General features: G+C 76.7%; 20 protein-coding genes. 9 read left to right on the top strand and 11 right to left on the bottom strand.

Translation table 11 applies throughout. The annotated features are described in order from the left end of the window. Positions 1-4 precede the first annotated feature (4 nt). The 6 genes from QRT03_RS03355 to QRT03_RS03330 form a co-directional block, all read right to left on the bottom strand. Entirely contained in the window at positions 5-253 is a 249-nt protein-coding gene (locus tag QRT03_RS03355) for a hypothetical protein (protein ID WP_286051068.1), read from the bottom strand. 32 nt (positions 254-285) lie between these two features. Beyond that, positions 286-2,127 (bottom strand): exodeoxyribonuclease V subunit alpha, encoded by a 1,842-nt coding sequence (recD, locus tag QRT03_RS03350; protein WP_286051067.1) that lies wholly within the window; start codon positions 2,125-2,127, stop codon positions 286-288. Beyond that, the gene (locus QRT03_RS03345) at positions 2,124-5,504 is read right to left on the bottom strand and encodes a UvrD-helicase domain-containing protein (RefSeq protein ID WP_286051066.1); all 3,381 of its coding nucleotides are present in this window, start codon (positions 5,502-5,504) and stop codon (positions 2,124-2,126) included. Before QRT03_RS03345 ends, recD begins: the two co-directional genes overlap by 4 nt. Continuing rightward, complete coding sequence (recC, locus tag QRT03_RS03340) at positions 5,501-8,776, bottom strand: exodeoxyribonuclease V subunit gamma (RefSeq protein ID WP_286051065.1); 3,276 nt, start codon at positions 8,774-8,776, stop codon at positions 5,501-5,503. The genes QRT03_RS03345 and recC overlap by 4 nt, the downstream gene beginning before the upstream one ends. Positions 8,777-8,842: 66 nt before the next feature. Continuing rightward, positions 8,843-9,322 (bottom strand): hypothetical protein, encoded by a 480-nt coding sequence (locus tag QRT03_RS03335; RefSeq protein ID WP_286051064.1) that lies wholly within the window; start codon positions 9,320-9,322, stop codon positions 8,843-8,845. 59 nt (positions 9,323-9,381) lie between these two features. After that, complete coding sequence (locus tag QRT03_RS03330; protein ID WP_286051062.1) at positions 9,382-10,011, bottom strand: hypothetical protein; 630 nt, start codon at positions 10,009-10,011, stop codon at positions 9,382-9,384. A 29-nt stretch (positions 10,012-10,040) separates the two neighbouring features. Here QRT03_RS03330 and QRT03_RS03325 point away from each other — a divergent pair, with 29 nt between their 5' ends. After that, positions 10,041-10,457, top strand: a complete 417-nt coding sequence (locus QRT03_RS03325; protein ID WP_286051061.1) for a nitroreductase family deazaflavin-dependent oxidoreductase — start codon at positions 10,041-10,043, stop codon at positions 10,455-10,457. A gap of 208 nt (positions 10,458-10,665) precedes the next feature. Next, entirely contained in the window at positions 10,666-11,187 is a 522-nt protein-coding gene (locus tag QRT03_RS03320) for a L,D-transpeptidase (protein WP_286051060.1), read from the top strand. Positions 11,188-11,191: 4 nt separating this feature from the next. Here QRT03_RS03320 and QRT03_RS03315 read toward each other — a convergent pair whose 3' ends face one another. Further along, entirely contained in the window at positions 11,192-13,729 is a 2,538-nt protein-coding gene (locus QRT03_RS03315) for an HAD-IC family P-type ATPase (protein ID WP_286051059.1), read from the bottom strand. A gap of 56 nt (positions 13,730-13,785) precedes the next feature. On the opposite strand from QRT03_RS03315, the gene QRT03_RS03310 reads away from it, so the two are divergent. From QRT03_RS03310 to QRT03_RS03295, 4 genes are read left to right on the top strand one after another with little or no spacing between them, the layout of a single operon-like run. After that, positions 13,786-14,346 (top strand): uridine kinase family protein, encoded by a 561-nt coding sequence (locus QRT03_RS03310; RefSeq protein WP_286051058.1) that lies wholly within the window; start codon positions 13,786-13,788, stop codon positions 14,344-14,346. Beyond that, positions 14,343-15,344 (top strand): EcsC family protein, encoded by a 1,002-nt coding sequence (locus QRT03_RS03305; RefSeq protein WP_286051057.1) that lies wholly within the window; start codon positions 14,343-14,345, stop codon positions 15,342-15,344. Before QRT03_RS03310 ends, QRT03_RS03305 begins: the two co-directional genes overlap by 4 nt. 41 nt (positions 15,345-15,385) lie before the next feature. Beyond that, positions 15,386-16,177, top strand: coding sequence for a hypothetical protein (locus tag QRT03_RS03300; protein WP_286051056.1), 792 nt, complete (start codon positions 15,386-15,388; stop codon positions 16,175-16,177). 9 nt (positions 16,178-16,186) lie between these two features. Continuing rightward, the gene (locus QRT03_RS03295; protein ID WP_286051054.1) at positions 16,187-16,417 is read left to right on the top strand and encodes a hypothetical protein; all 231 of its coding nucleotides are present in this window, start codon (positions 16,187-16,189) and stop codon (positions 16,415-16,417) included. A gap of 7 nt (positions 16,418-16,424) precedes the next feature. On the opposite strand, the gene QRT03_RS03290 is transcribed toward QRT03_RS03295, so the two are convergent. Beyond that, on the bottom strand, positions 16,425-18,314 hold the full coding sequence (locus tag QRT03_RS03290; RefSeq protein ID WP_286051052.1) for a hypothetical protein: 1,890 nt from the start codon (positions 18,312-18,314) through the stop codon (positions 16,425-16,427). A gap of 121 nt (positions 18,315-18,435) precedes the next feature. Here QRT03_RS03290 and QRT03_RS03285 point away from each other — a divergent pair, with 121 nt between their 5' ends. The 3 genes from QRT03_RS03285 to soxR all read left to right on the top strand — a co-directional run bounded on the left by QRT03_RS03285 (position 18,436) and on the right by soxR (position 20,776). Continuing rightward, entirely contained in the window at positions 18,436-19,602 is a 1,167-nt protein-coding gene (locus QRT03_RS03285) for a DUF2786 domain-containing protein (protein WP_286051051.1), read from the top strand. A 17-nt stretch (positions 19,603-19,619) separates the two neighbouring features. After that, positions 19,620-20,018, top strand: a complete 399-nt coding sequence (locus QRT03_RS03280; protein WP_286051050.1) for a hypothetical protein — start codon at positions 19,620-19,622, stop codon at positions 20,016-20,018. A gap of 314 nt (positions 20,019-20,332) precedes the next feature. Further along, the gene (gene soxR, locus QRT03_RS03275) at positions 20,333-20,776 is read left to right on the top strand and encodes a redox-sensitive transcriptional activator SoxR (protein WP_286051049.1); all 444 of its coding nucleotides are present in this window, start codon (positions 20,333-20,335) and stop codon (positions 20,774-20,776) included. On the opposite strand, the gene QRT03_RS03270 is transcribed toward soxR, so the two are convergent. From QRT03_RS03270 to QRT03_RS03260, 3 genes are read right to left on the bottom strand one after another with little or no spacing between them, the layout of a single operon-like run. Then, positions 20,718-21,020, bottom strand: a complete 303-nt coding sequence (locus QRT03_RS03270) for a substrate-binding domain-containing protein (protein WP_286051047.1) — start codon at positions 21,018-21,020, stop codon at positions 20,718-20,720. The two genes, soxR and QRT03_RS03270, sit on opposite strands and share 59 nt — an antisense overlap. Further along, positions 20,984-21,634 carry a TroA family protein gene (locus QRT03_RS03265; RefSeq protein ID WP_286051046.1) on the bottom strand — a complete coding sequence of 217 codons (651 nt, stop codon included), beginning with the start codon at positions 21,632-21,634 and terminating at the stop codon, positions 20,984-20,986. Before QRT03_RS03265 ends, QRT03_RS03270 begins: the two co-directional genes overlap by 37 nt. 11 nt (positions 21,635-21,645) lie before the next feature. Then, a complete protein-coding gene (locus QRT03_RS03260) occupies positions 21,646-22,185 on the bottom strand; it encodes a hypothetical protein (protein WP_286051045.1) in 540 nt (179 codons plus the stop codon). Positions 22,186-22,207 lie beyond the last annotated feature (22 nt).

The raw sequence follows: 22,207 nt of genomic DNA, 5'->3' as shown, positions 1-22,207 counted from the left end.
ACGCCTAGCTGCTGCTCCGGGCCTTCTTGAGCCGACCGTAGAAGCGCAGCGTCACCACGGCCGAGATCACGGTCACCACCAGGAAGACGATCGCCAGGATGATCTCGTCGACCGGGGTGAAGAAGATGACGGCGCAGAACAGCGAGAGCAGCGTGCCGAGGACGCCGATCCCGACGTTGAGCTTCAGTTCGCTCTGCTTCTCGGGCGTGGAGTCCGGGAGAGCGGCGGGATTGCGGGCCAGGTCGGGGTCCATGGCTGCTCTTATACCCGGCCCGACGCCGCCGGTCACCGGTGACGTGCGAAGCCCGACGCCCGACTGATCGGCCGGTCGACGGCGGCGCGCACCGCCTCGGGCGAGCCGACCACGCGGACGCGGTCCCGGGCGCGCGTCACGGCGGTGTAGAGCAGCTCCCGGGTGAGCAGGGGCGACTCCGGCGGGGGCAGGAGGACCGTCACCGTGGAGTACTGGCTGCCCTGGGCGCGGTGCACCGTCATGGCGTTCACCCCGGTCACGTCGCCCAGCAGCGCGGGCGGCAGCTCGAGCGGCACGTCGCCCCGCCCGAACACCGCCACCGTGCGGGCGCCCCGCGCCACGACGACGCCGGTGTCGCCGTTGTACAGGCCGAGGTCGTAGTCGTTCTCGGTGACCAGCAGCGGGCGGCCGGGCCACCACACGACCCCGGCCTCCCGGTCCGCGTCGACCCCGCCGTCCTCGTCGAGCCAGCGGTCCACCTGCGCGGCCCACCGCGCGACGCCGTACGGCCCGCGGCGGTGCGCGCAGAGCAGGCGGTGCTCCTCGCCGGCGAACAGGGCCCGGGACGCGTCCCCGGTGCGGGCCGCGGCGGCGACCTCGCGGGCGCCGCTCACCACCTCCTCGCGCAGCGCGGCCAGCCCTGCGGGCTCGCGCTCGGTGAGATCGACCGACTCGACGAAGTCCAGCGACGGCGCCGCCCGCAGGCACCGCAGGACCTCGTCGCCGTCCCCGGCCCGGATCGCCCGGGCGAGCGCGGCGATGTCGGCGTTGTTGCGGTAGTTCCGGTCCAGGCGCACGACGCCGTTGGGGTCGGGCCGGGCGGTGCAGCCGACCGCCGCCAGGGTCTCCGGGTCCGGCCGGGCCGGGCCGAGCTCGGGCGCCGACACGAGGTCGCCGAGCACCGCGCCCGCCTCGACCGGGGCGAGCTGGTCGGGGTCACCGACGAGCACCACCCGGGCGTCGTCGCGCACGGCCTCCAGCAGGCGTGCCATCAGCGTCAGCGACACCATCGAGGTCTCGTCGACGATCACCACGTCGTGCGGGAGGCGACGGTGGCGGTCGTGCTTGAAGCGCGACGACGTGTCGGCGCGGGACCCGAGCAGGCGATGGATCGTGGAGGCCTCGACGGTGCCGACGCGGGCCCGGTCGTCGGCCGGCAGCGCCTCGGCCGACACCGCCTCCCCCAGGCGGGCCGCCGCCTTGCCGGTGGGAGCGGCGAGGGCGATGCGGCACGTCGGGTCCTGGTCGCGCAGCACCGCGAGCAGCCGCGACACCGTCGTGGTCTTCCCGGTGCCCGGCCCGCCGGCGATCACCGCGGTCCAGCGCAGGGTGGCGACGGCGCAGGCGAGCCGCTGGTGGTCGTCGGGGGCGGCGCCCGCGAAGAGCCGGTCCAGGGCGGCACGCAGCCGGTCGTGGTCGACCGGCGGGGGCGTGGCCACGGCGCGGGCGGTGAGGTCGGCGTGGACCTCGTCCTCCTGGCGGCGGTAGCGGTCGAGCCACAGCAGGCCGTCGTCGAGGCGCAGCGGGCCGCCGGGCGCGGTGAGCCGGCTCGCCGCCAGCCGGGCCTCCCAGGCGGCCGGGTCGGCGGGCCAGGGCAGGTCGGAGGTGTCGTCGAGGGTGCCGTCCTCGGTGAGCACGACGCGGTCGACGTCCGCGAGCCCGAGACACACCGAACCCGCGCGCAGCGCCCGCACCGCCAGGGCGGCCGCCAGCAGGACCTCCTCGTCGTCCTCCCGTCCGAGGCGCCCGAGCCGACGGGCGACCGCGGTGTCCGAGGGGGCGAGCACGCCGCGGGTGGTGAACGTGGCGAGCAGTCCGGACGCGCGCGCGGCGAACCGCACGCCCTCCTCGGCCGCGAACTCGACGGTGGTCATGCGGTAACTCCCGCCAGCAGGTCGGACAGGGCCACGAGCAGGACCGGGGGCGGCGACCAGCGGAACACCCCGCAGGTGGTGCCCTCCACGACCGGGGTGTCCGGCCCGCACATCCCGCGCAGGAACAGGTAGGCGACGCCGCCGAGGTGGGTCTCGGGCTCGTAGTCGCGGACCCGCCAGCGCAGGAACCGGTGCAGCGCCACCCCGTAGAGCAGGGCCTGCAGCGGGTAGTGCGCCCGGATCATCGCGGTGCGCATCTGCTCGGGGCCGTAGTGCGCGCTCGTCAGGGGCTCCGGCACCCCGGTGGTGGAGACCGGACCGAGCCAGTTCGTCTTGTGGTCGACGATCACGTAGCGGCCGTCGGGATCGCGCAGGACCGCGTCGATGCTGCCGGTCAGGTAGCCGCGCAGGACCGCTCCCGACAGTCCCTCGAGGACCTCGGCGTAGTCGGCCAGCGGGTCGTCCGCCGGGAGGTGCTCGCGCAGGAGCGATGCCGCACCGCCGAGGGTCACCGTCGCCGCCCCGGGACGGTCGCCCCCCGCGAGCGGCAGCTCGAAGTCCAGCTCGGCCAGCCGGTCGCGCGGGACCACGTCGCCGTAGGCCCACGGCCCGGTCGAGGCGGTACCCACCGGCGTGCGCAGCGCCGGCTCGAGCGCCGCGGCGAGGTCGACGGCGCCGACCCCCGCGACCGGCCGGTGCGCGAGGGCCTCCCCGGCCGCCTCGACGAGGGCGAGGTCGACGGCCGCCGCCGACGGGTCGGAGATGTCCACGGTCTCCAGCACCGTGTGCACGAGCACACCGAACGCGGCGCCGACCGGCAGGTCGGCCATCGGTGAGGGCACGGCGACGGAACCGGCCGCGGGCGTCACCTCGTACTCGCCCGGCTCGGACTCGTCGTCGAGCGTAGCCTCCTCGGGTTCGGAGGTGGCGGCCTGCTCGGCGTGCGCGGCGTGCGCGTCGGCGGTGAGCGAGGAGTACGACGAGCGCCGCCACGCGAGGTCGAGCTCGCGGTCGAACCGGGCCGCCGTCAGGACCCCGTGCTCGCCCGCGTCGGGGACGTACGGCGGGGCCGACCGGGGCTCCACGACCTCCACCGACAGGTGCGGGCCGGCGAATGCCGCCAACTCCGCGGACGTCGTGGTGTCGTCGGCGAGGGTGACGACCGGGTCCGGCTCGGCGCCCGGCCGCGCTCCGCGGAGCAGGCGGTTCAACGCCGACGGCGCGGTCTGCGACGACGGGGCCCACCAGGCGACGACCTGACTGCGGGCGCGCGTGAGAGCGACGTAGAGCAGCCGCAGGTCCTCGCCGTCGTCCTCCCGGCGCTGCGCGGTGCAGTGCTCCACCCACGCCGGGTCCGTCGACCCGCCGACCGCCCGGACCCGCGTGCCCGCGGTGTCGTGGTGGAGCACCTCCTCCGGCGCGTCCCGCGTCCAGCGGTCCCAGCCGAAGGGCACGTAGACGACCGGGAACTCCAGGCCCTTGCACTTGTGGACGGTCAGGATCTGCACGGCGTCCGCGTCCGACTCGAGACGGCGGGTGCGCTCGGGCCGGGCCTCGCGGGCGGAGCCGCTGGTCTCGGCGATCCGCAGCCGCAGCCACTCGGCGACGGCGACGACGCCGAGCCGGTGCGCGGACGCCTCGGCGTGCAGCACCTCGCCGACGTGGCGGACGTCGGTGAGCAGGCGCTCCCCGCCGGTCGTCGCCAGCACGCGCCGGGTGAGGTCGGTGGCCGTCGAGACGGCCTCGAGCAGGGCCGCCACGCCCCGCTCCCGCAGGACGGTCCCCCACCGCCGCAGGTGCTCACCGACGTCGGCGAGCACCTCGGACGCGGCCCCGGCGTCCGATCCGGCGGCGTCCAGGTCGGCGGCCCGCCGCCCGACGAAGCAGGTCAGCGCCGCCGCCCGGACCCGGGTGACTCGCCCGGGCTGCTCCAGGGCCTCCAGAAGCGTCAGCCACTCCCGCGCGGCGTCCGTGGCGAAGACGCCGGCCGCGCCCGCGAGCACGACGGGCACCCCGGTGGCGGCGAGGGCGTCGCGGACCAGGTCGGCCTGCGCGTTCGTGCGCACGAGCACCGCGAGGTCACCCGGCCCGAGCGGGCGGCCGTCCCACGTCGAGTCGGCGGCGAGCAACGTGCCGATCTCGGCGGCGAGGTCGGCGACGACCTTCGCCCGCGCCGGGCCGATCTCCGGCAGCCCGGTGCGGTAGTTCGCCCGGAGGCCCCCTCGCGGCAGCACCCGGAGCCGGAACGGCGTCGGGTCGGGGGCGCCCGCGAGCCGGGCGTGCTCGTGGGCCGCGCCGACCGGGTGCACGACGATGCGGTCGTCGCCCAGGGCGGCGCCGTCGAAGACGCGCTCGAGGGCGGTGAGCAGCCCGGCGTCGCTACGGTGGTTGACGGCGAGCGTGGCGCGGGTGCCCGCGGACCGGGCGGCCGCGAGGTAGCTGACGACGTCCGCGCCGCGGAAGGCGTAGATGGCCTGCTTGGGGTCGCCGATCACGGTGAGCGCCACGTGCCCGTGGAACGCGGCCCGCAGGATGTCCCACTGCATCGGGTCGGTGTCCTGGAACTCGTCGACGAGCACCACGCGGTAGCGCTCCCGCAGCCGCGCGCAGGCCGCCTCGCCCAGGGCGGGGTCGGTCAGCGCGGCGTGCAGGCGGGTGAGCATGTCGTCGAAGGTGAACAGCCGACGGCGGCGCTTGCGCCGCTCGACCTCCTCGCGCACGGCCGCCGCGAAGCGGGCACGGACGTCGGCGGTGCCGGTGGTCTCGCCCGGGGCGGGTGCGAGCCGGGCCGTCGGGTCCCCGACGGCGGCGCGGCCCAGCGTGAGCGCGGTCGCCCGGTCGAACGGGGGGTCGCCCGCCGACTCGGGGGCGTAGGCGCGGACGTAGAAGTCGTCGACGACCTCGGTGACGACGTCGTCGATGGTCTCGACGAACACCGCGTCGGCATCGGTGTCGCCCGCGACCCCCAGCCCGGCCAGCATGTCCTGGCAGAACTGGTGGGTGGTGGCGATGGTCGCGGTGTCGAAGTGCGCCAGGGCGTGCGCGAGCCGGCGGCGGCGCCGCGCCCGCTCGGTGTCGTCGACCTCCGTGATCAGGGCCGTCACCGCGTCGGTCGGGTCGCCGGGACTGCGCAGCGCCCGCTCCACGGCCACGAAGCGCTCGCGCACCCGCTCCCGCAGCTCGCGGGTGGCCTCACGACCGAACGTGACGAGCATGAGCTCGTCGAGGCCCGCCCGGCCCTCGGCGACGTAGCGCACGGCGAGCGCCGCGATCGTGTAGGTCTTGCCGGTGCCCGCGCTCGCCTCGAGCACGGTCGTGCCGTCGGGCAGCGGACCGCACACGTCGAACGCCGGGGCCTCCTCGAGGGTCGTCGTCACCGGTAGTGCTCCTCACGGCCGCTCTCGGCCTCGCGCAGCGGCTTCCAGAACCGCACCGCGAGCTCCCCGAACCGGGTCGACTCGACGGCACCGGCCGGACCCGCCACGTCGTCCAGGGCCCGGGCGCGGCCCCAGACGAGGACGTGCGGCGGGTCGAGGGCCTCGCCGAACCGCCCCGACCACTCGCGGCGCGCGGAGTCGAACGCCTGCTTCGTCGTCCGCCGTCCGCGTTCGCTCACGTAGCGCTCGGAGCATTTGGCGAACAGCGGCAGCGGCTCGCGCATGCCCTCGGCGTGCAGGGCGACGAGGTCGGCCAGCACGGCCCGTGCGTGCGCCAGGTCGATCTGCGCGACGGTGGCCCGGGCGGTGGGAGAGTCCTTGCCGCCCTTGCCGATCGTCGTCGACGACCAGGCCCGGTCGGGGTACGCGGCCGCGAGCGCGAGCAGCTGCACCCACGCCGCCGCCCGGTGCTTCGGCGCGAGCCGGGAGAAGCTCACCGCGGCCAGCGTCGAGCCACGCACCCCGGACACGGTCCCGACGACCGTGATGCCGGTGTCGAGGGTGACCGAGACCGTGCGGTCGTGCGCGGGTTCGGCCCAGAGCGGGTCGGCCGCGCGCTTGAGCTCCTCGGCCTGCCGCCCCACCGAGCGCAGCAGGCGGACGCCGAGCCGACCCGGCGGCAGGCTCCCGCGCCGGCGCTCGGCCTCCATGCACGCCGTGACGTCGTGGCCCGCGAGCCGGTCGGCGAGCAGGCGCTCGCCGATCGACCAGCGCGCGAGGGAGTCGGGTTCGACGGGCAGCGCCTCGTCGGGTTCCTCCTCGTCGCCGCGTGTGACGAGCGCGAGCCGCTGGCGCAGGAACGCCCGCACCGGGTGCTCCACGAACGCGACCAGGTCGGCCAGGTCCACCTCGGCCGCGGGGCGCTCGGGCAGCGGCCCGGCGAGGAACGCCGGCGGGGTCGTCCGTCCGGTCACGAGCGAGCGGGCGCCGTCGCGGGCGGTCGCGTCGAAGCTGAACGGGCGGACCGACCGACCCGTCGTCCGGAAGTTCGCCGGGGAGAACGGCTGCAGCGGGTGGCGGCGGACGACGTGCTCGCGGGCCGGGCGCCCGTCGAGGGTCGCGGTGGCGTCGAGGGTGTCGAGCAGCTCGCCGACCGGGACCGCGGGCGGGCGCGTGGCGCCGGTGCGCTCGTCGGCCCCGGCGTGCACGACGACGAGGCGCTCGGTCGCGGCGGTGATCGCGTCGAGGAGGAGCTGGCGGTCCTCGGACGCGGCGTCGCGCTCGCCGACCCGCGGGTCACGGGCGAGGACGTCGTCGCCGTCGGTGCGGGTGTCGCGGGGGAACACCTGGTCGTCGAGGCCGAGCAGGCAGACCACGCGGTGCGGGACGCTGCGCATCGGCAGCAGGGTGGCGACCGTCAGCGTCCCGGTGCGGAAGTTCGCGCGGGTGGGGCGCCCGGCGAGGTGGTCGGACAGGACCGCCCGGACGTCGTGCAGCGTCAGCCGGGGCGGTTCGTCCGAGCCCGCCGCGGACCCGCGCACCTCCGCGAGCACCGCCCGCGCCTGGGTCAGCTGCCAGACGTCGGCCGGGACGGTCGCGGTCAGCGCGTCGAGCGCGAGGGTGAGCGCGTCGAGCCACGCGGAGAGCGGCTGCTCACCCCGGAGCCGGCCCAGGACCTCGGCGACCCGGTCGACGAACTCCGCGAGCCGGCCGACGAGGTCGGCGTCGCGGGAGTCGACCTCGTCGAGCGGGAGGGCCGAGTCCAGCCACACCTGCTCGTCGCCGGACATCGCCACGCCGACGAGCAGCCGGTCGAGGCCCGCCTCCCAGGTGTTCTCCCCGACCCGGCCGAGCTTGTACTCCGCGCGGTGCTCGCGGTCGAGGCCCCAGCGCACCCCGGCGCGGCCGACGAGGACGCGCAGCCGCTCGCACGCCTCGTCGTCGAGGTGGAAACGGTGCCGCACCGGCTCGCTCTCCGCGAGGTCGAGCAGCTCGCTCGCGGTGAGCCGCGCGTCGGCGAGGTCGAGCACCGTGGCGAGCACGCCGAGGACGGGGTTGACCTGGGTGAGCGACCGGTCGGCGACACGGACCTGCAGCCGGTGCCCCGGGTGCCCGCCGTCCTCCGCGGAGCCGCCGAACGCCGCCGTGACCAGCGGGGCGAACGTCTCGACGTCCGGGCACATGACGACGATGTCCCGCGGCTCGAGCGTGGGGTCGTCGGTGAGCAGCCCGAGGACGGCCTCGCGCAGCACCTCGACCTGCCGGTCGGGCCCGTGGCAGGAGTGCACGACGACGCTCTCGTCGGACGGCAGGTCGGCCAGGGCCGGCGCCCGGTCGTGGCGCAGGTCGTCCTGCAGCCGCCCCAGCAGCGTCGCGGGGGCGGGGCCGGCCGGGGCGTGGTGCCGGTCGACGGTGTCGGCCGGGAGGCGCAGCTGCAGCTCGCGGGCGTCGCGCGCCAGCGAGCGCAGCAGCGGGTGGGCCGCGGCGTCGGCCGTCGGGTCGTCGCGGCGGCGCAGGACCCCGCGCGTGCCCCGCACGGCATCCCACAGGGCCGGCGACGGGTGCGGGAGCCAGAGGTGCACCTCGCGGTCGGCGGCGAGCGCCTCGAGGACGGTGAGCTCGGTGGTCGAGAGGCGGGTCGGCCCGAACACCGACAGGCGGGCCGGCAGGTCGGCGTCCGCGACGCGACCGGCGACCTCGGGCAGCGTCTCGGCCGGCCCGGCGACCCCCAGCCGCTCCCGGAGGCGCCGCCAGAGCTCGGGCTGCCAGGCCAGGTCGGCCGGGACGCCCTCGTCGTCCTTCGCGGCCCACGCCCGCACCGTGGCCGGCCGGTGCTCGGCGTAGGCGTCGAACAGCCGGGCGAGGTGGCGCGCGGCCGCGAACCGCCGCCCTGCCCGGGTCCCGGCGGTGTCCCCGACCACGCCGAGGTAGGTGTTCAGCGGCGCGAGCCACGCCTCGCCGGCGCACGCGTCGATCGTCTCCAGCAGCGGCCACACCAGCCGCTCCGGGCGCCAGGGCTCGTCCTGCGACCCGCGGGCGGTGCGGACCAGCTCGGCGGGCGGGGGGAACACGACGTTGGCGCAGACCCCGTCGTCGCCCGCCCGCGCGCCCAGGTGGTGGGAGAGCCGCTGGGCCAGCCAGCGCTCCACCCCGCGTGTCGGCACCGCGACCACGTCGGGGGTGAACGGGTCGTCCGGCGGCACCGCCAGGACGTCCGCCAGCGCCTCCGCGAGGGTGTCCGCCCGTTCCGCGCGGTGGACCAGGAGCGCCATGCCCGGCACGCTAGCCGCGCCCTCCGACAGTCTCGTGGAGGCCCACCCGGAGCACCCCGGGCGACGTCAAGGGCAGCCGGAGGAGACCTTCACCCGCCACCAGCCGGCGAGTCGCCCGACGACGCCGAGCACCGGGCTCACCTGCCAGCGGCAGCACCCGGGCAGGCCCAGGTCGTCGGTGGTGAGCCGGATCCCGCGGTGGGCGTCCGGGTCGGCGTACATCCGCTCGAGCAGGGCGCGGTTCGCGGCCTGCCGCTCGCGGCGGGCGAGTGCGGCGACCCGGACCGCGTCGAGGCAGGTCACGAGCTCGTCGCGCACCCGCTCGAGCTCACCGAGGTCGAGCAGCCGAGGGCGCTCGGCCACCGGCGACACGGCCGCCGCGGCCAGCACCTCCGGGGCCCAGTCCGCCTCGAGCACCGTCCGCAGCCGTTCGGACAGGAACGCGACCTGCTCGCGCAGCCCGCGCCGGGAGGCGGCCGTCTCGGACGCGTCGAGGCCCTCGAGGATCTCCAGGGCGAGATCCGGGCGGGGTTCGGTCGAGGTCACGTGCACCTCCCTCGGTGGGACCCCGGAGAGTGTGCGCGTCGCCGCGCGTGAGCGCCAGGTCAGGTCGCGGCCAGGTAGTGCACCGCCCGCCAGACCGCCTCGCTGACCTCCCAGCTCGCGACGCCCGGGACCCGCACCGCGTAGAGCAGCACCGTCCGCGCCTTCGCGCCCGCCACCAGCCGACCCGGCGGGTCCCCGACGACCGGCGCGACCGGCCCGACCGCGTCCGCCACCACCAGGTCGCCCGGCGCCGAGCCGGTCCCGTCCCGGTAGGGCTCGCCGGCGGTGGCGGTCAGGCGCCAGGGCCCGTCGGTGCGGCCCGCGTCGAGGGCCATCAGCGGCACCCCGACCTCGGCGAGGACGGCGAGCCGGGCGGCGTCGACCGCGTGGTCGGCCCGCAGGGCCCCGGTCACCACCACCTCCCGCGCGTCCCGTTCCAGCGCCGTGGGCGGCACCGTCGCGTCGAGGCCGGTCTGCCGCTCGAAGGCGGGGTAGGCCGGGTCGAGCAGCCGGCCCGCGCGTTCCCGGATCCGCTCGGCCGCGTGGAAGGAGCCGGAGAGCCGGCCCAGGCGCGCGTGCCCGGCGGCCGTGGCGGCCCGGGCCACCGTGGCGGTCGCCGTCCAGAGCTCCAGCTCCCCGAACTCCGCGAGCAGTGCCGCATCCACCGTTCCGGCGAGCACGTCAGCCACGAGGCCACGCCCGAGGCCACACTGACGTCATGAGCGACTGGAACCAGCAGATCATCGAGGAGTTCCGTTCGAACGGCGGACACGTCGGCGGGCAGTTCGAGGGCGCTCCGCTCCTCCTGCTGCACCACGTGGGGCGTCGGACCGGCGCCGACCGTCTCACGCCGATGATGTACCAGCAGGTCGGCGACGCGTGGGCGGTCTTTGCATCCAAGGCCGGCGCGCCGGACAACCCGGACTGGTACCACAACCTGCTCGCGCAGCCCGACGTCGCGGTCGAGCTCGGGGACGGCACGCGCATCGACACCGTGGACGTCCACGCCCGGGACCTGCCCGCCGACGAGCGCGACCCGGTGTGGGAGACCCAGAAGCAGCGCTACCCCGGATTCGCCGACTACGAGTCGAAGACGACGCGCACCATCCCGGTCGTGCTGCTCGAGAGGCGCTGATCGTCCCGAGAGGGGTGTTCGTCCCCCTGTCCGGGGCGCGGCGCGGGCACCCGTGCCGCACCCCGGACGGGCAGCTGGCTACCGTGAGCCGGTCGGTCGCCGTGCGGAGAGGAGTCGTGCCATCGCACCCCGTCACGCCTCCCGGGCCGCCCGCCCCCGCCGGCGCGGCGCCCCGGCCCTGCTCGCGGCCCTCGGCGTGCTGCTCGCGATGGGCACGGTGATCGCCCTGGTCGCCACCACGCACACCGCCGTCGCGCCGGCCGCCGCGGCGGTGACGGCCGTGCCCGCAGCACCCGTCGCACCCGCGGTCGCGCAGGAGCCCCGGCCGGCACCCGACGTCGTCACCCCCGCCGAGGCGGCGCGGTGCGGAGCCACGGCCGGCGCGTGCGTCGACCTCGCCGCCCGCACGGCGTGGCTGCAGCGCGACGGGCAGGTGGTCCTCGGACCGGTGCCGATGCTGCCGGGCGCGGACACCTTCAAGCGGCCGCCGGGGCCGACCTCCTCGGCCACCCCGACCGGCGCCTTCCACGTGCTCCGCAAGGACGCGGACGGATACAGCTCGGAGTTCGACGAGCCGATGAACCACGCCGTCTACTTCGCGCCGGGCGGGATCGCCTTCCACGAGGGCAGCCTGACGACGTCGTCGAACGGCTGCATCCACCTCTCCGCGGCCGACGCGACGGCGTTCTTCGACCACCTGCGCATCGGCGACGGGGTCACCGTCTTCTGAGCGCTCACCCCGCGTGGTGGGTCCGCGTCCCGGCCCGTTCCCGGCCGGGCGGCGTCAGCCCGATCGCCCGCTCGAGCAGGCGGTAGCGCAGGGCGAGCGTGAGCACCACGAACCAGGCGACGAGCGCCACGAGGCTCACGTAGACGACGGGCGGATCCGGCGCGGTCAGGCCGAAGTAGCTGCGCGTCGCCGGGACTACGAGCACGACGACGAAGGCCACGAACAGACCGAGCGCGAGCCAGGTCGGCCGCCGGTCCTCCGACACCGGCCGCCACGCGGTGAAGACCCGGTGCGGCGGTTCGAGCAGCAGGATCAGCACGATCGCCGTCGTCGAGACGAACACCGAGAGCCCGCTCTGCCCGCCGAGCGTCGCCGCGGCGGTGACGAAGTCCGGGTCGTCGGCGGCCAGCCCGGTGTACTGCTCCCACATCGCCACCCCCCGGGACCCGCCGTCGGACAGGCCGTCGGAGACCAGGCGGAACAGGTAGGCGTAGACCGCGGTCGCGAAGCCCGCCGTCAGGACGCCGACCGGCAGCACGAAGCGGGCGAGCGAGACGAGCAGGTCCTCCGACGGCGGGGCCGGGCGCGCCCACATCGTCAGGAAGAAGGTCGGGAGCCCGACGGTGAACAGCGTCAGGCCCACCTGGGTCGGGGTGTAGGGGAAGCCCAGCCCGAGCAGGGTCACCGTGAGGATGACCAGCATCTGGGTAACCACCCTGGCCAGGAACAGGTACATCGACGAGCCGACGCCGGCGACGATGCGCCGGCCCTCGGTCCGGGCGGGCGGCAGCGTCGCGAACGAGTCGTCGAGCAGCACGATGTCGGCGACGTCGCGGGTCACCGAGCTGCCCGAGCGCATCGCGACGCCGACGTGCGCGCGCTTGAGCGCCCGGGCGTCGTTCACCCCGTCGCCGACCATCGCGACGTGGTGGCCGCGGCGGCGCAGGGCGGCGACGATCTCCTCCTTCTGCTCCGGCGCGACCCGGCCGAACACGGTGGTGGCGTCGACGGCGTCGTCGAAGGCCTCCCCGGTCAGCTCGGCCAGCTCGGCGCCCCCGAGGGCCGCACCGACCAGTCCGGCGCGGCGGGCCAGCGCGGCCACGGTGACCGGGTCGTCACCGGAGATGACCTTCACCGCGACCCCGTCCGCGGCGAGCCCGGCGAGCGTCTCCTCCACGCCCGGCCGCAGCTCGTCACCCAGCACGACGAGGCCCTCGGCGCGCAGCCGGGGCAGCTGCGGCCGGCCCCCGGCGTCCCGGAGGGGTCCCGACGACGAGGCCAGCACCAGCACCCGGAACCCCCGCTCGGCCCGCGCCCGCGACTCGCGCCGGACCAGATCGACGGTGACCTCGTCGTCGGCGAGCCGGTCGACCACCACCGAGGGCGCGCCCAGGACCAGGGTGCGCCGGGCGGACGCGGAGGGCGCGGCCTCGACGGGCAGCCCGAGGCCGCTCCAGCGCAGCGCGGACCGGAACTCGACCTCGTCGACCGGTTCCACCGGCCGGCCGGGGAGGCCCGTCAGCGCGGCCGTGGTGGCGTTCGTGCTCCGCACCGACCGCGCGAGGGTGCCGAGCAGCTCGCGCACCGGCGAGTCGGAGATCGCGACGACCTCCACCAGGCCCAGGTTCCCGCTCGTCAGCGTGCCGGTCTTGTCGGTGCAGACGACGTCGACGCGGCTGATCGCCTCGACCGCGTTGGTCTGCTGGACCAACGCCCCCCGGCCGGCGATGCGCGCGCCGCCCACCGCGTAGGCGACGGCGATGAGGAAGAACAGCCCGTAGGGCACCAGCCCGGAGAGCACGGCAGAGGTCTGCACGAAGCGCAGCACGGTCGAGCCGTCGAGCAGCGCCTGCGCGAGGATCGCGCCGCTCATCAGCACCACGAGCAGGATGACCAGCCGCACGACGAGGTCGATGCGCCACTGCAGCGGCGTGACGTCGGTCGTGTCCGCCCGCGCGGCCAGCGTGAGCCGCCCCGCGTGGCTCGCCGGACCCACCGCCTCCGCCCGCTGCCACCCCTCCCCCGAGGAGATCGCGCTCCCCGACAGCAGCGTCGCCCCCACGGGCTTCGGCACCGGGTCCGACTCCCCGGTCAGCAGCGCCTCGTCGGCCTCGACGGCCCCCTCGACCAGGGGCCCGTCGACCACCACCTGGGTCCCGCCGCGCACGCGCAGCAGGTCCCCCTCCACCACCTCCGCCGGGGAGAGGTCGACCTCGACGTCGCCGCGCAGCACCGTCACCGGCTCCCGGGCGAGGAGCTGGAGGCGGTCCAGGGCCCGGCGGGCCCGCAGCTCCTGCACCGCGGCCAGCGCGGCGTTGATGATGCCGAGTCCGACGCTGACCAGCGCGTCCGAGTACCGGCCGAGCGCGAGCAGCGCGATGCCGATGACGAACAGGACGTTGTTGTAGAAGGAGAAGACGGTCGTCCGCAGGATCGTCGCGGTGGTGCGGCTCGAGCCGCGGACCGGCGTGTTGGCCCGCCCGTCCCGGGCACGCCGCGCCGCCTCGGCGGCGGAGAGACCCGCCGTCGTCACGGTGGTCATGGACGTGATCGTGGCAGAGCCGCGCGGTCCCCACCGATTACCCTGCGGGCATCGAGGTGATCACCGCCGCCGACCTGCTGGCGCTCGCCCGCGCCCGCGCCGACCGGCCCGTCGTCCTGGTCGACGGGTTCTCCGGGGCCGGGAAGACGACCCTGGCCGACGAGTTGCGCCGTGCCGACCCCGCGGTGACGGTCCAGTCGATCGAGGAGTTCTACCTCGGGTGGGACGGGCTCGCGGCCGGGCCGCGACGGGCGTTCGAGCAGCTCGTGGCCCCGCTGCTGCGGGGCGAGGTGCCCGTCGTCGCGGTGTGGGACTGGCGCCGCGACGAGATCGCCCCGTCCCGACGGCGGGTCGTGCCCGGTCCGCTCGTCCTCGAGGGGGTCGGCGCCGCCGCCCGCCCGCTGCGCGACGTCGCGGCGCTCTCGGTCTGGGTGGACGCCACGCCCGCCGAGCGGGAGGCCCGGCTGCACGCCCGCGGCGACTGGGCGGACTACGCGCCGCACCGCGCCGCCTTCGAACGCCAGGAGCGGGACCTCGAGGCGAGACAGGGCACGCGGGCCGCGGTGGACGTGATCGTGCGGCGCGACGGCCGTGAGTGGGTACGTTGCCCGGTGTGACGGCCGAAACGACCGAGGCCCCGGTCAGCACCGACGCCGACCAGTGGCGCGAGGTCGAGCAGTGGAAGGAACGGGTCCAGTCCTCGAACCCGCTGCTCTCCCCGCTGCGCGACTCCGTCGGTGAGGTGCGGGCCGGCCTGCAGTCCCTCCTGCGGCGGGTGCCGGGCATCCAGCAGGTCGACGACGGGGTGCACGACGTCCTGCACCAGATCGCGGCGGCCGGAGCGGGCGCCGGGGCGGCCACGCTGCGCCGCGACGCCGTGTTCGCCCGCTTCCGCGACCTCGGCCACGACGTCCGCGACTTCAAGGACATCCGCCGCCTCGAGGTCACCGACGTCCAGGCCGCGATGCCGCGGCTCGACCTCGCCTACCCGGTGTTCGCGGCCGTGCAGGGCGGGACGACCTCGCTGCTCATGACCTCGGGCGCCACGGCGGCCACGGGCGGGTCGTCGCTGCTCGGGATCGGCGGGCTGCCCGGCGTCGCGGTGATCGCGTCGTCGCTCACGGCCGACGCGCTGCTCACCGTCGGCGCGTGCACCCGCGCGGTCGCGCACGTCGGCGCCTACTACGGCTACGACGTCACCAGGCGCTCCGAGCAGATCCTGGCGCTCGCGATCCTCGCGGTCGGGCTGTCGAGCGACGCCGACGCTCCGGAGGCGTACGAGGAGGTCTCGTCGCTGATCACGCAGGTCGCCGAGGGTGGCAAGAAGAAGCGGCGCCAGCGCCAGCTCCGGCGCCTCGCCACCGCGGTGCACCAGCGGCTGCTCTCGCAGATCGGTCAGCGCGAGCTCGCCCAACTCGTCCCGTTCGCGGGGATCGGGATCGGCGCCGTGCTGTCCGCGCGACTGCTGGCCCGGGTCGTCGACGCGGCCGAGCACCTCTACCGCGAACGGTTCCTGTACGAGAAGTACGACGTCCCGTTCACCGACGATCCCCCGGAGTGGGTCGCGGACGACTCCGCCCGACCGATACCGCTGATTCACCCGCCGTCCATGTGATCTCCACGACGTCGCCCACCGGTGTCCCTACCGTCGCGTAGATGACCGCGGCGGCACTCTCCGGCTGCATGTCCGACGGCGACGCGCGCGCGTGGGAGGCCGTCGAGCGCTGGCGGGCCACGGCCGATCGGGGACCCGGCTGGTGGGGTCGGCTCGGGTCCTGGGTCGTCACCGGGCTGCGGCACCTCCCGGGTGCCGGGCTGGTCGACCAGGTCGTCGAGACGAGCGTGTTCGGGGTGGTCGGCGACCCGCTGCGCGACGCCGGCCTCGCCCTCGGCTGGTGGACGGCGGGTCGGGCGGACCGCGTCGTCGCCGTCCTGGCCGCCGCCGGTCACGAGGTCGTCGCGCTGGACGACCTCCGCCACCTCGACGTCGACGTGCTCCGCGCCGCCCGCGGGTCCCTGGAGCGGGTGCACGTCGCCGCGGCCGGGCTGCGCGGTGGGCTCACCGGCGCGGCCGCGGGGGCGGCCGCCGGGGCCTCGAGCGCCGCGATCGGACTGACCGCGGGGCTCGCGGCCCTCGCGCTGGACAGCGTGCTCACCGCCGCGACCTGCGCCCGCGCGGTCGCCCGCGTCGCCGCGCACTACGGCTACGACACCGCCGAACCCTCCGAGCGCGAGTTCGCCCTCGCCGTGCTGGCGGCCGGGCTCGCCCCGGCCCCACCGGTCGTCGTGAAGCCCCTGCCGGCGATCGGGATCGGCCTGGGCGTGTGGCTGTCGGGCCGCCAGGTCGCGCGGGTCCTGGAGACCGCCGAGCACCTCTACACCGAGCGCTTCCTCCGCGAGAAGTACGCCCTTCCCGACGACGAGCTGGTCTCCTACGCTGCGTCGTAGGAGGTCGGCGTGGACTCACGGGACGCGCTCGACCGCGCGGGGCGGCTCGGACCCGGCGGGATCCCGTGGGACCCACTGGCCCTGGGGCTGCTCTGGGACCTCCAGGACGGCTACGTCGTCGGGATCCCGCCCGCCGTCCAGCGGGCCGTGTTCGGCGGGCTCGCCCGCCTCGCGCGCCGGACCGGGCACCACCGGCGGCTCGCCCGCACGGCCGGGCTGGACCCCGACGGCTGGGCGTAGGCGCCGCTCAGACGACCGGCAGGACCAACAGGCGGCGTCCGTCGTCGGGGAAGCCCGCCAGGTCGGCGACCCGCTCGGGGACCTCGATCCCGGCCGGCACCTCGTCGCGCAGGGGGCCGACGACGAGCAGGTCGTGCCCCTCGACGGTGGCCAGCAGCGCCGGCACGGTGACCGCCGACCCGGCCCGGTCCTGGTGCGCGAGCCACGCGGCGGCCCGGCGGTACGACCACGCCTGCGACCAGCGCTCCTCGCGCGGCACCCAGGTCTCGTCGGAGGTGTCCCGGTCGAGCGCCTCGAGCAGGGCGGGCCACTCCGCGAGCCGGGCGGCCAGCGCGTCGGAGCGGCGCAGGTCCCGTTGCTCGACGCGGGCGGCGTCCACGGCCTCGACCGCCTCGGCGTAGCCGGCGGTGTCCAGGCGTCGCAACGCGGCGATCGTGACCCGCAGCTCCGGGGCCTGCTCGGCGGGGAGCGCCCCGTCGCCGAGGCGGACGAGCACCTCGCCGAGCTCCCGACGGGCGAGGTCGGCGGAGGGCCGGGACGTCATCCGCCGGCCGGTCGCGACGACGCGCCCGACCGCGGGCAGCGTGTCCGTCGGGGGACGGACGTCGGCGGGCAGGCCCACCAGCAGACCGCGCAGCCGGCCGACGGCGTCGAGGACGTCCCCGACCCGGCGGACGACCTCGCGCACCGACAGGAGCCGGTGCACCAGCAGCGCCCGCGCCTCGGCGGGCCGCACGACCCGCCCGAGCGGCGCCAGCGCCGCACCGACCGTCGCCTCGATCGAGCGGAGCCGCAGGTGGTGGGCCACGGCGTCGGCGCCCTCGGCGGTCATCGGGTCGACCCGGTTCACCGCGAGCGCGGGCAGCACGGACTCCACCGCCCGCTGCTCCTCGGACTTGAACATCCGCCGCAGCGAGCCACCCGCCGTCAGGAAGGCCGCGAAGCGCTCCACGGTGTCGGCCGCGGCGTCGAGGTCGAGGGCGTCGTCGGTGACGCGCACCTGGGCCGAGCCGCTGCGCCGGTCGTGGTCGGCGACGTCGTCCACCGTGGCGAGCGCGGCCACCGCACGGGCCCAGGCCGGGGCCGCCCGGCCGCCGAGGACCGCGTCGACGGTGGCCCGCGCCCACGCGGCGTCCTCACCGCCGCGCCCGAGGGCGAGGACGGTCTCGTCGATGCGGCCCAGGGTCGGCCCGAGGGCGGCCGCGGAGTCCGGGGGCAGCCCGGCGAGCGCGGCGAGGAGCGGGCGGGCGGCCTCGCGGGCGGGCGAGCCGGCCGGCCCGGCCACGTCGAGGAGTTCCGCGGCGAGCTGCTCGACGTGCTGCTCGGGCGGCAGCTCGGCGGGCGGCGGCAGGACCTGCCGGCGGCGCGCCGGGTCGAGGGCGCGCGAGCCGTGCTCGGCGAGCAGGAGCCGGCGCAGCGTGGCGAGCTCGCGGGCCTCGAGGGGCGGCGTCGGACCGGTCGCGGTGGGCGGATCCAGGGGGTCGTCGGGCCCGAGCAGGTCGGTCAGCCACGCGTCCTGAGCTGTGGCGGCGAGCTGCTCGGCGATCTCGTCGAGGGTCCCGACCACGCCCGCGGCGACCCGGTGGGAGTGCAGCGGGGCCTCCCCGAGGCGCTCGCGCCAGGCCCGCGCCGCCGCGGGGGTCGGGGCGAGCACGAGCGGCCGGTGCCCGGCGGTGCGCAGCCCGTCGACGAGGGCGGTGCGGTGCTCGTCGTCGAGGCCGGTGACGACGAGGCCGCCCGGCTCCGCGCGCAGGCGGTCGGCGACCGTCCGATGCGGGGGCGGCGGGGGTCCGGGACGCACCGCGGTGGTGGGAGCCGCCAGCTCCGCGGCGGGGCTCGACCCACCCGGTCGGGGTCCGTCGTCCCCCGTGTCTGGCGAGGGACCCCGCTCCGCCATGGCCGTCACTCCTGCTCCACCTCCCGGGGGCTCAACGGCGCAGTGGGCGCTGCGGTTCGGCCCAAGTTCATCATCCGCGGGAACCGCGGGGGCCGCCGTCCCCTCCAAGGGGGTGACGACGATGATCGGAGCCCTGATGTCCCGAGACCAGGTCGCCGTGGCGGCCTCGCTGATCACCGAGCTCGCCCGGGGCGGGGTGGCGCCCGACGCCGTGACCCGGGCGGTGGCGCTGCTCGCGGAGCGGGTGCCGCCGGCCGCCCTCGGACCGGGGGCCGACCGTGCCCTCCTCGACGCGATCGACCCGCTGTGGGACCGGGGCTGGACCCCGCACGACGTGGTCGAGGTCGTCCGGCGGCGGCTGGGGTCCGCGACGGTGCCGCTGGCCGAGGACCTGGTCGCGGCCGACGCCGTGCGCCGGCCGGCCACCTGGTCGACCGCAGGGGTCGAGGCGCGGGTCTGGTGGGACGACGCGGCACCGATGCTGTCCGCGTGGGCGGTGCGCGGACTGACCGGAGCCGAGGCGAGCGCGGCCGTCGTGCGCCTCGTCGGGACCCTGCTCGTCCTGCCCGCACTGCCGGCCGTGCCCGCCGAGGAGCCGGACGCCACCGGCATCGACCCCCGGGTGCTCGCGCGGGTGCGCGGCCTGCTCGCGAAGGCGGAGTCGACCACGTTCGCCGAGGAGGCGGAGGCGCTCTCGGCCAAGGCGCAGGAGCTGATGGCCCGGCACGCCCTGGCCGCGGCCGTCGTCGGGGCGGACTCCCCCTCGGTCCCGACGGCGGGCGTGCGGCGGCTCTGGCTCGACGCGCCCTACGTCTCGGCCAAGTCGAGCCTGGTCCACCAGGTCGCCGTCGCGAACCGGTGCCGCGCGGTCGGCCTGACCGCGCTGGACCTGGTCACCGTGGTCGGGCACCCGACCGACCTGGACACCGTCGAGCTGCTCACCACCTCCCTGCTCGTGCAGGCCGGCCGGGCGATGGCGGGCGCCGGCCCGGGCTCGCGTACCCGCTCGTTCCGGCACGCCTTCCTGCTCTCCTACGCGACGCGGATCGGCGAGCGCCTGCGCGAGGCCGGCGCGGCCGCCGAGGCGGCGGCGCGGGCGGAGAGCGGCGACGCCCTGTTGCCGGTGCTGGCCGCGCGCGGGGAGGTGGTGGAGCGCACGGTGTCCGAGCTGTTCCCGCGCCTGACCACCAAGCGCTTCTCGGTCGGCAACGCCGCCGGGTGGCGGGCGGGCCGGGACGCCGCCGACGCCGCGAGCCTGCGGGTGGGCCGGGAGGCGCTGCGGGAGTAGGTGCCACCATCGTCGCCATGGGTCTGTCGAACCGGGAGCGTCGGGCCGCCAAGCAACGCCAGCGGGACCGGCGTCGCGGCGTGACGTCGCGGCCCGCCGACGCCGACCTGGGCCGGGGCCTCCCGGCCGAGACCCTCGAGCGCCTCCTGCGCCGCGCCGGGGCCGACCTCGCCGACGGTCGCGAGGAGGCCCTCACCGAGCTGCGCCACCTGCTCGCCGAGCACCTGGCCCGCCGTCGACCCGAGATCCTCGCCGCGTGCGACACCGTGCTCGCCGGACTCGACCCGACGCCCGGACCGGGGCTCGGTGCCGCCCTCGGCGGTGAGCGCCCCGCCTCGCACTGGGCCGAGGCGGAGGGGGTCACCACCGAGGAGGCCGCCGTCGCGACCGTGCGGGTGCTCGCGGGACGGGGCTGATCCCGCGCCGACCGACGCGCGACACGTCTGCCGTACGACTCGACTCATCCGTTCGAGGGGGTTCGTGGCGCGCAGCCGTGCTCCGCGGGCGGCCCGGCCGTTGGGACCCGTGTGGGCGGCACGCCGCCCGCGGGGGACCTCCGCCGGCGACGGCGGATCGGACGGGGTCGGGACCGGGGGGTCCGTTCCCCCGTCCGACCGGTCCGGGAGGGCGGGCGTGTGGTGCGTCCGCCCTCCCGGCCGGAACCCGGTGCGCGACGCGTGGTGACGCGTCCCCCTTGACCTGGACCATTCTCGAGGTCCACCGTCGGATCATGACGCCAGGCGCCGGCGAGCTGTCCGTCGGGGAGGTCGCGGCGCGCAGCGGGGTGGCCGTCTCGGCGCTGCACTTCTACGAGCGCGAGGGGCTCATCTCCAGCCGCCGGACCGCGGGCAACCAGCGCCGCTTCCGGCGGGACGTGCTGCGCCGGATCGCGTTCATCCGGATCGCCCAGCGCGTGGGCGTGCCCCTGGCGCAGGTGCGCGAGGCGCTGGAGGCGCTCCCGGACGGCCGGACCCCGACCCGCGCGGACTGGGAGAGGCTCTCCGCGTCGTGGCGGGCCGAGCTCGACGAGCGCATCCGGCGCCTGACCCAGCTCCGGGACGACTTCAGCGGGTGCATCGGCTGCGGCTGCCTGTCCATCGACCGCTGTCAGATGGTCAACCCGGGCGACCGGCTCGGGGAGGCGGGCCCGGGGCCGCGGGTGCTCGGCACGTGAGCACGGCGTGGTCGGACGGCCCGTCGGCGAAGCACGCCGGGTGCAGGGCGCGCGCGAGCGCCTCGACCCCGTCCACCAGACGCGGGCCGGCCCGCACCACGTAGGACGCCGAGTCGATCGCGATCACCGGCACCTCCGGGTAGCGCTCGACGATCGGGCCGGCCTGCGCCACCGCCCCGTCGAGGTCGTAGCCGCACGGGGTGACGATCACCGCGTCCGGGACGTCCAGGTCCTCCCACGCCACCGCGCGGCTCCGCCCGCCGTCCGCACCGGCCGTCGGGACGGCCCCGGCGCGGCGGACGAGCTCGGGGACCCAGTGGCCGGGGAGGAACGGCGGGTCGGTCCACTCCAGCACGAGGGTGCGCGGACGCGGCCGTCGACGAGCGCGGTCTCGACGGCGGCGAGGCGTCGACGCAGGTCGGACAGCAGCGGGCCCGCGTCGGCGTCGATCGCCGCGGCGAGGTCGGCGATCCCGCCGAGGACCTCGTCGAAGGTGTGCGGGTCGAAGGAGTGGACCGCGACGTCGGGCAGGCCGATCTCGGCCAGCACCTCGGTGACGGTGTGGCCGGGCAGGGCGCAGACCCCGCAGAGGTCCTGGGTGAGGACGACGTCCGGGGCGGCCGCGCGGAGCGCCTCGCGGTCGAGGTCGTACATCGGCAGCCCGGCCGCGGCCCGCTCCCGCACGGTGCGGTCGATCTCGCCCGGGGTCAGGTCGCCGGCGAGTGCCGACCGGACGACGACGGGCGCGGTCAGGCCCGGCGGGTGGTCGCACTCGAAGGTGATCGCGACGAGGTCGTCGGCGCGGCCGAGGGCGCCCACGATCTCGGTGGTGGCCGGCAGCAGCGACGCGATCCGCATGACCGTCGAGGCTAGTTCGACCCCCGGGGCCGGCGTCGCCCTGCGGGTTCCGGCCACGTGTAGCGGACACCCGGACCGCCCACGGCGAGCCCGGCCCACTCGGTGCGCAGCCGGCGCAGTTCCCGGACCGCACGGTCGGCCTGCTCGGCGGAGAACGGGCTCGCGCCGGTGCGCGTGATCCCCCAGGCGGCGTCGAGCCGGTCCTTCGCCCCTGCCGCGTCGGCGTCCAGGCTGCCCTGCAGCGCGCCCACCAGCGTCTCCGCGAGGCGCAGCGACCCCGCGTGCCGACGGCGGATCTCCTCGGAGCGCTGCCGGCGGTCGTGCCGCTGCCTCCCCCCGACCACCTCCATGGACTCGAACACCGCCCCGGCGGCGATCGAGCCGAAGAGGCCGTCGGACATGCCGAGCGCGCGTTCGCCGATCAGGTGGATGGCGTCGTGCGGGACCTGGTTGGTCACGTCGTAGGAGCGCATGCGCAGGCGGACCCCGTCGACGCGGGCGATCTCGGCGACCGATCCGCCGTCGGCCCGCCTGGTGAACTCGACCTCCACGCCCACCAGGCAAGCACGCGCC

The sequence above is a fragment of the Actinomycetospora termitidis genome, from assembly GCF_030286555.1.
Taxonomy (GTDB): Bacteria; Actinomycetota; Actinomycetes; order Mycobacteriales; family Pseudonocardiaceae; genus Actinomycetospora; species Actinomycetospora termitidis.
This window is presented reverse-complemented; position numbering and strand designations above follow the sequence as displayed.

Bases quoted from the DNA above. Each gene is read 5' to 3' on its own strand.
- QRT03_RS03280 (WP_286051050.1), top strand. From the start codon at position 19,620: ATGGGTCTGTCGAACCGGGAGCGTCGGGCCGCCAAGCAACGCCAGCGG.
- recC (WP_286051065.1), bottom strand. From the start codon at position 8,776: ATGGCGCTCCTGGTCCACCGCGCGGAACGGGCGGACACCCTCGCGGAG.
- QRT03_RS03265 (WP_286051046.1), bottom strand. From the start codon at position 21,634: ATGCGGATCGCGTCGCTGCTGCCGGCCACCACCGAGATCGTGGGCGCC.
- QRT03_RS03355 (WP_286051068.1), bottom strand. From the start codon at position 253: ATGGACCCCGACCTGGCCCGCAATCCCGCCGCTCTCCCGGACTCCACG.
- QRT03_RS03300 (WP_286051056.1), top strand. From the start codon at position 15,386: ATGACCGCGGCGGCACTCTCCGGCTGCATGTCCGACGGCGACGCGCGC.
- recD (WP_286051067.1), bottom strand. From the start codon at position 2,127: ATGACCACCGTCGAGTTCGCGGCCGAGGAGGGCGTGCGGTTCGCCGCG.
- QRT03_RS03290 (WP_286051052.1), bottom strand. From the start codon at position 18,314: ATGGCGGAGCGGGGTCCCTCGCCAGACACGGGGGACGACGGACCCCGA.
- soxR (WP_286051049.1), top strand. From the start codon at position 20,333: ATGACGCCAGGCGCCGGCGAGCTGTCCGTCGGGGAGGTCGCGGCGCGC.
- QRT03_RS03315 (WP_286051059.1), bottom strand. From the start codon at position 13,729: ATGACCACCGTGACGACGGCGGGTCTCTCCGCCGCCGAGGCGGCGCGG.
- QRT03_RS03285 (WP_286051051.1), top strand. From the start codon at position 18,436: ATGATCGGAGCCCTGATGTCCCGAGACCAGGTCGCCGTGGCGGCCTCG.
- QRT03_RS03320 (WP_286051060.1), top strand. From the start codon at position 10,666: ATGGGCACGGTGATCGCCCTGGTCGCCACCACGCACACCGCCGTCGCG.
- QRT03_RS03325 (WP_286051061.1), top strand. From the start codon at position 10,041: ATGAGCGACTGGAACCAGCAGATCATCGAGGAGTTCCGTTCGAACGGC.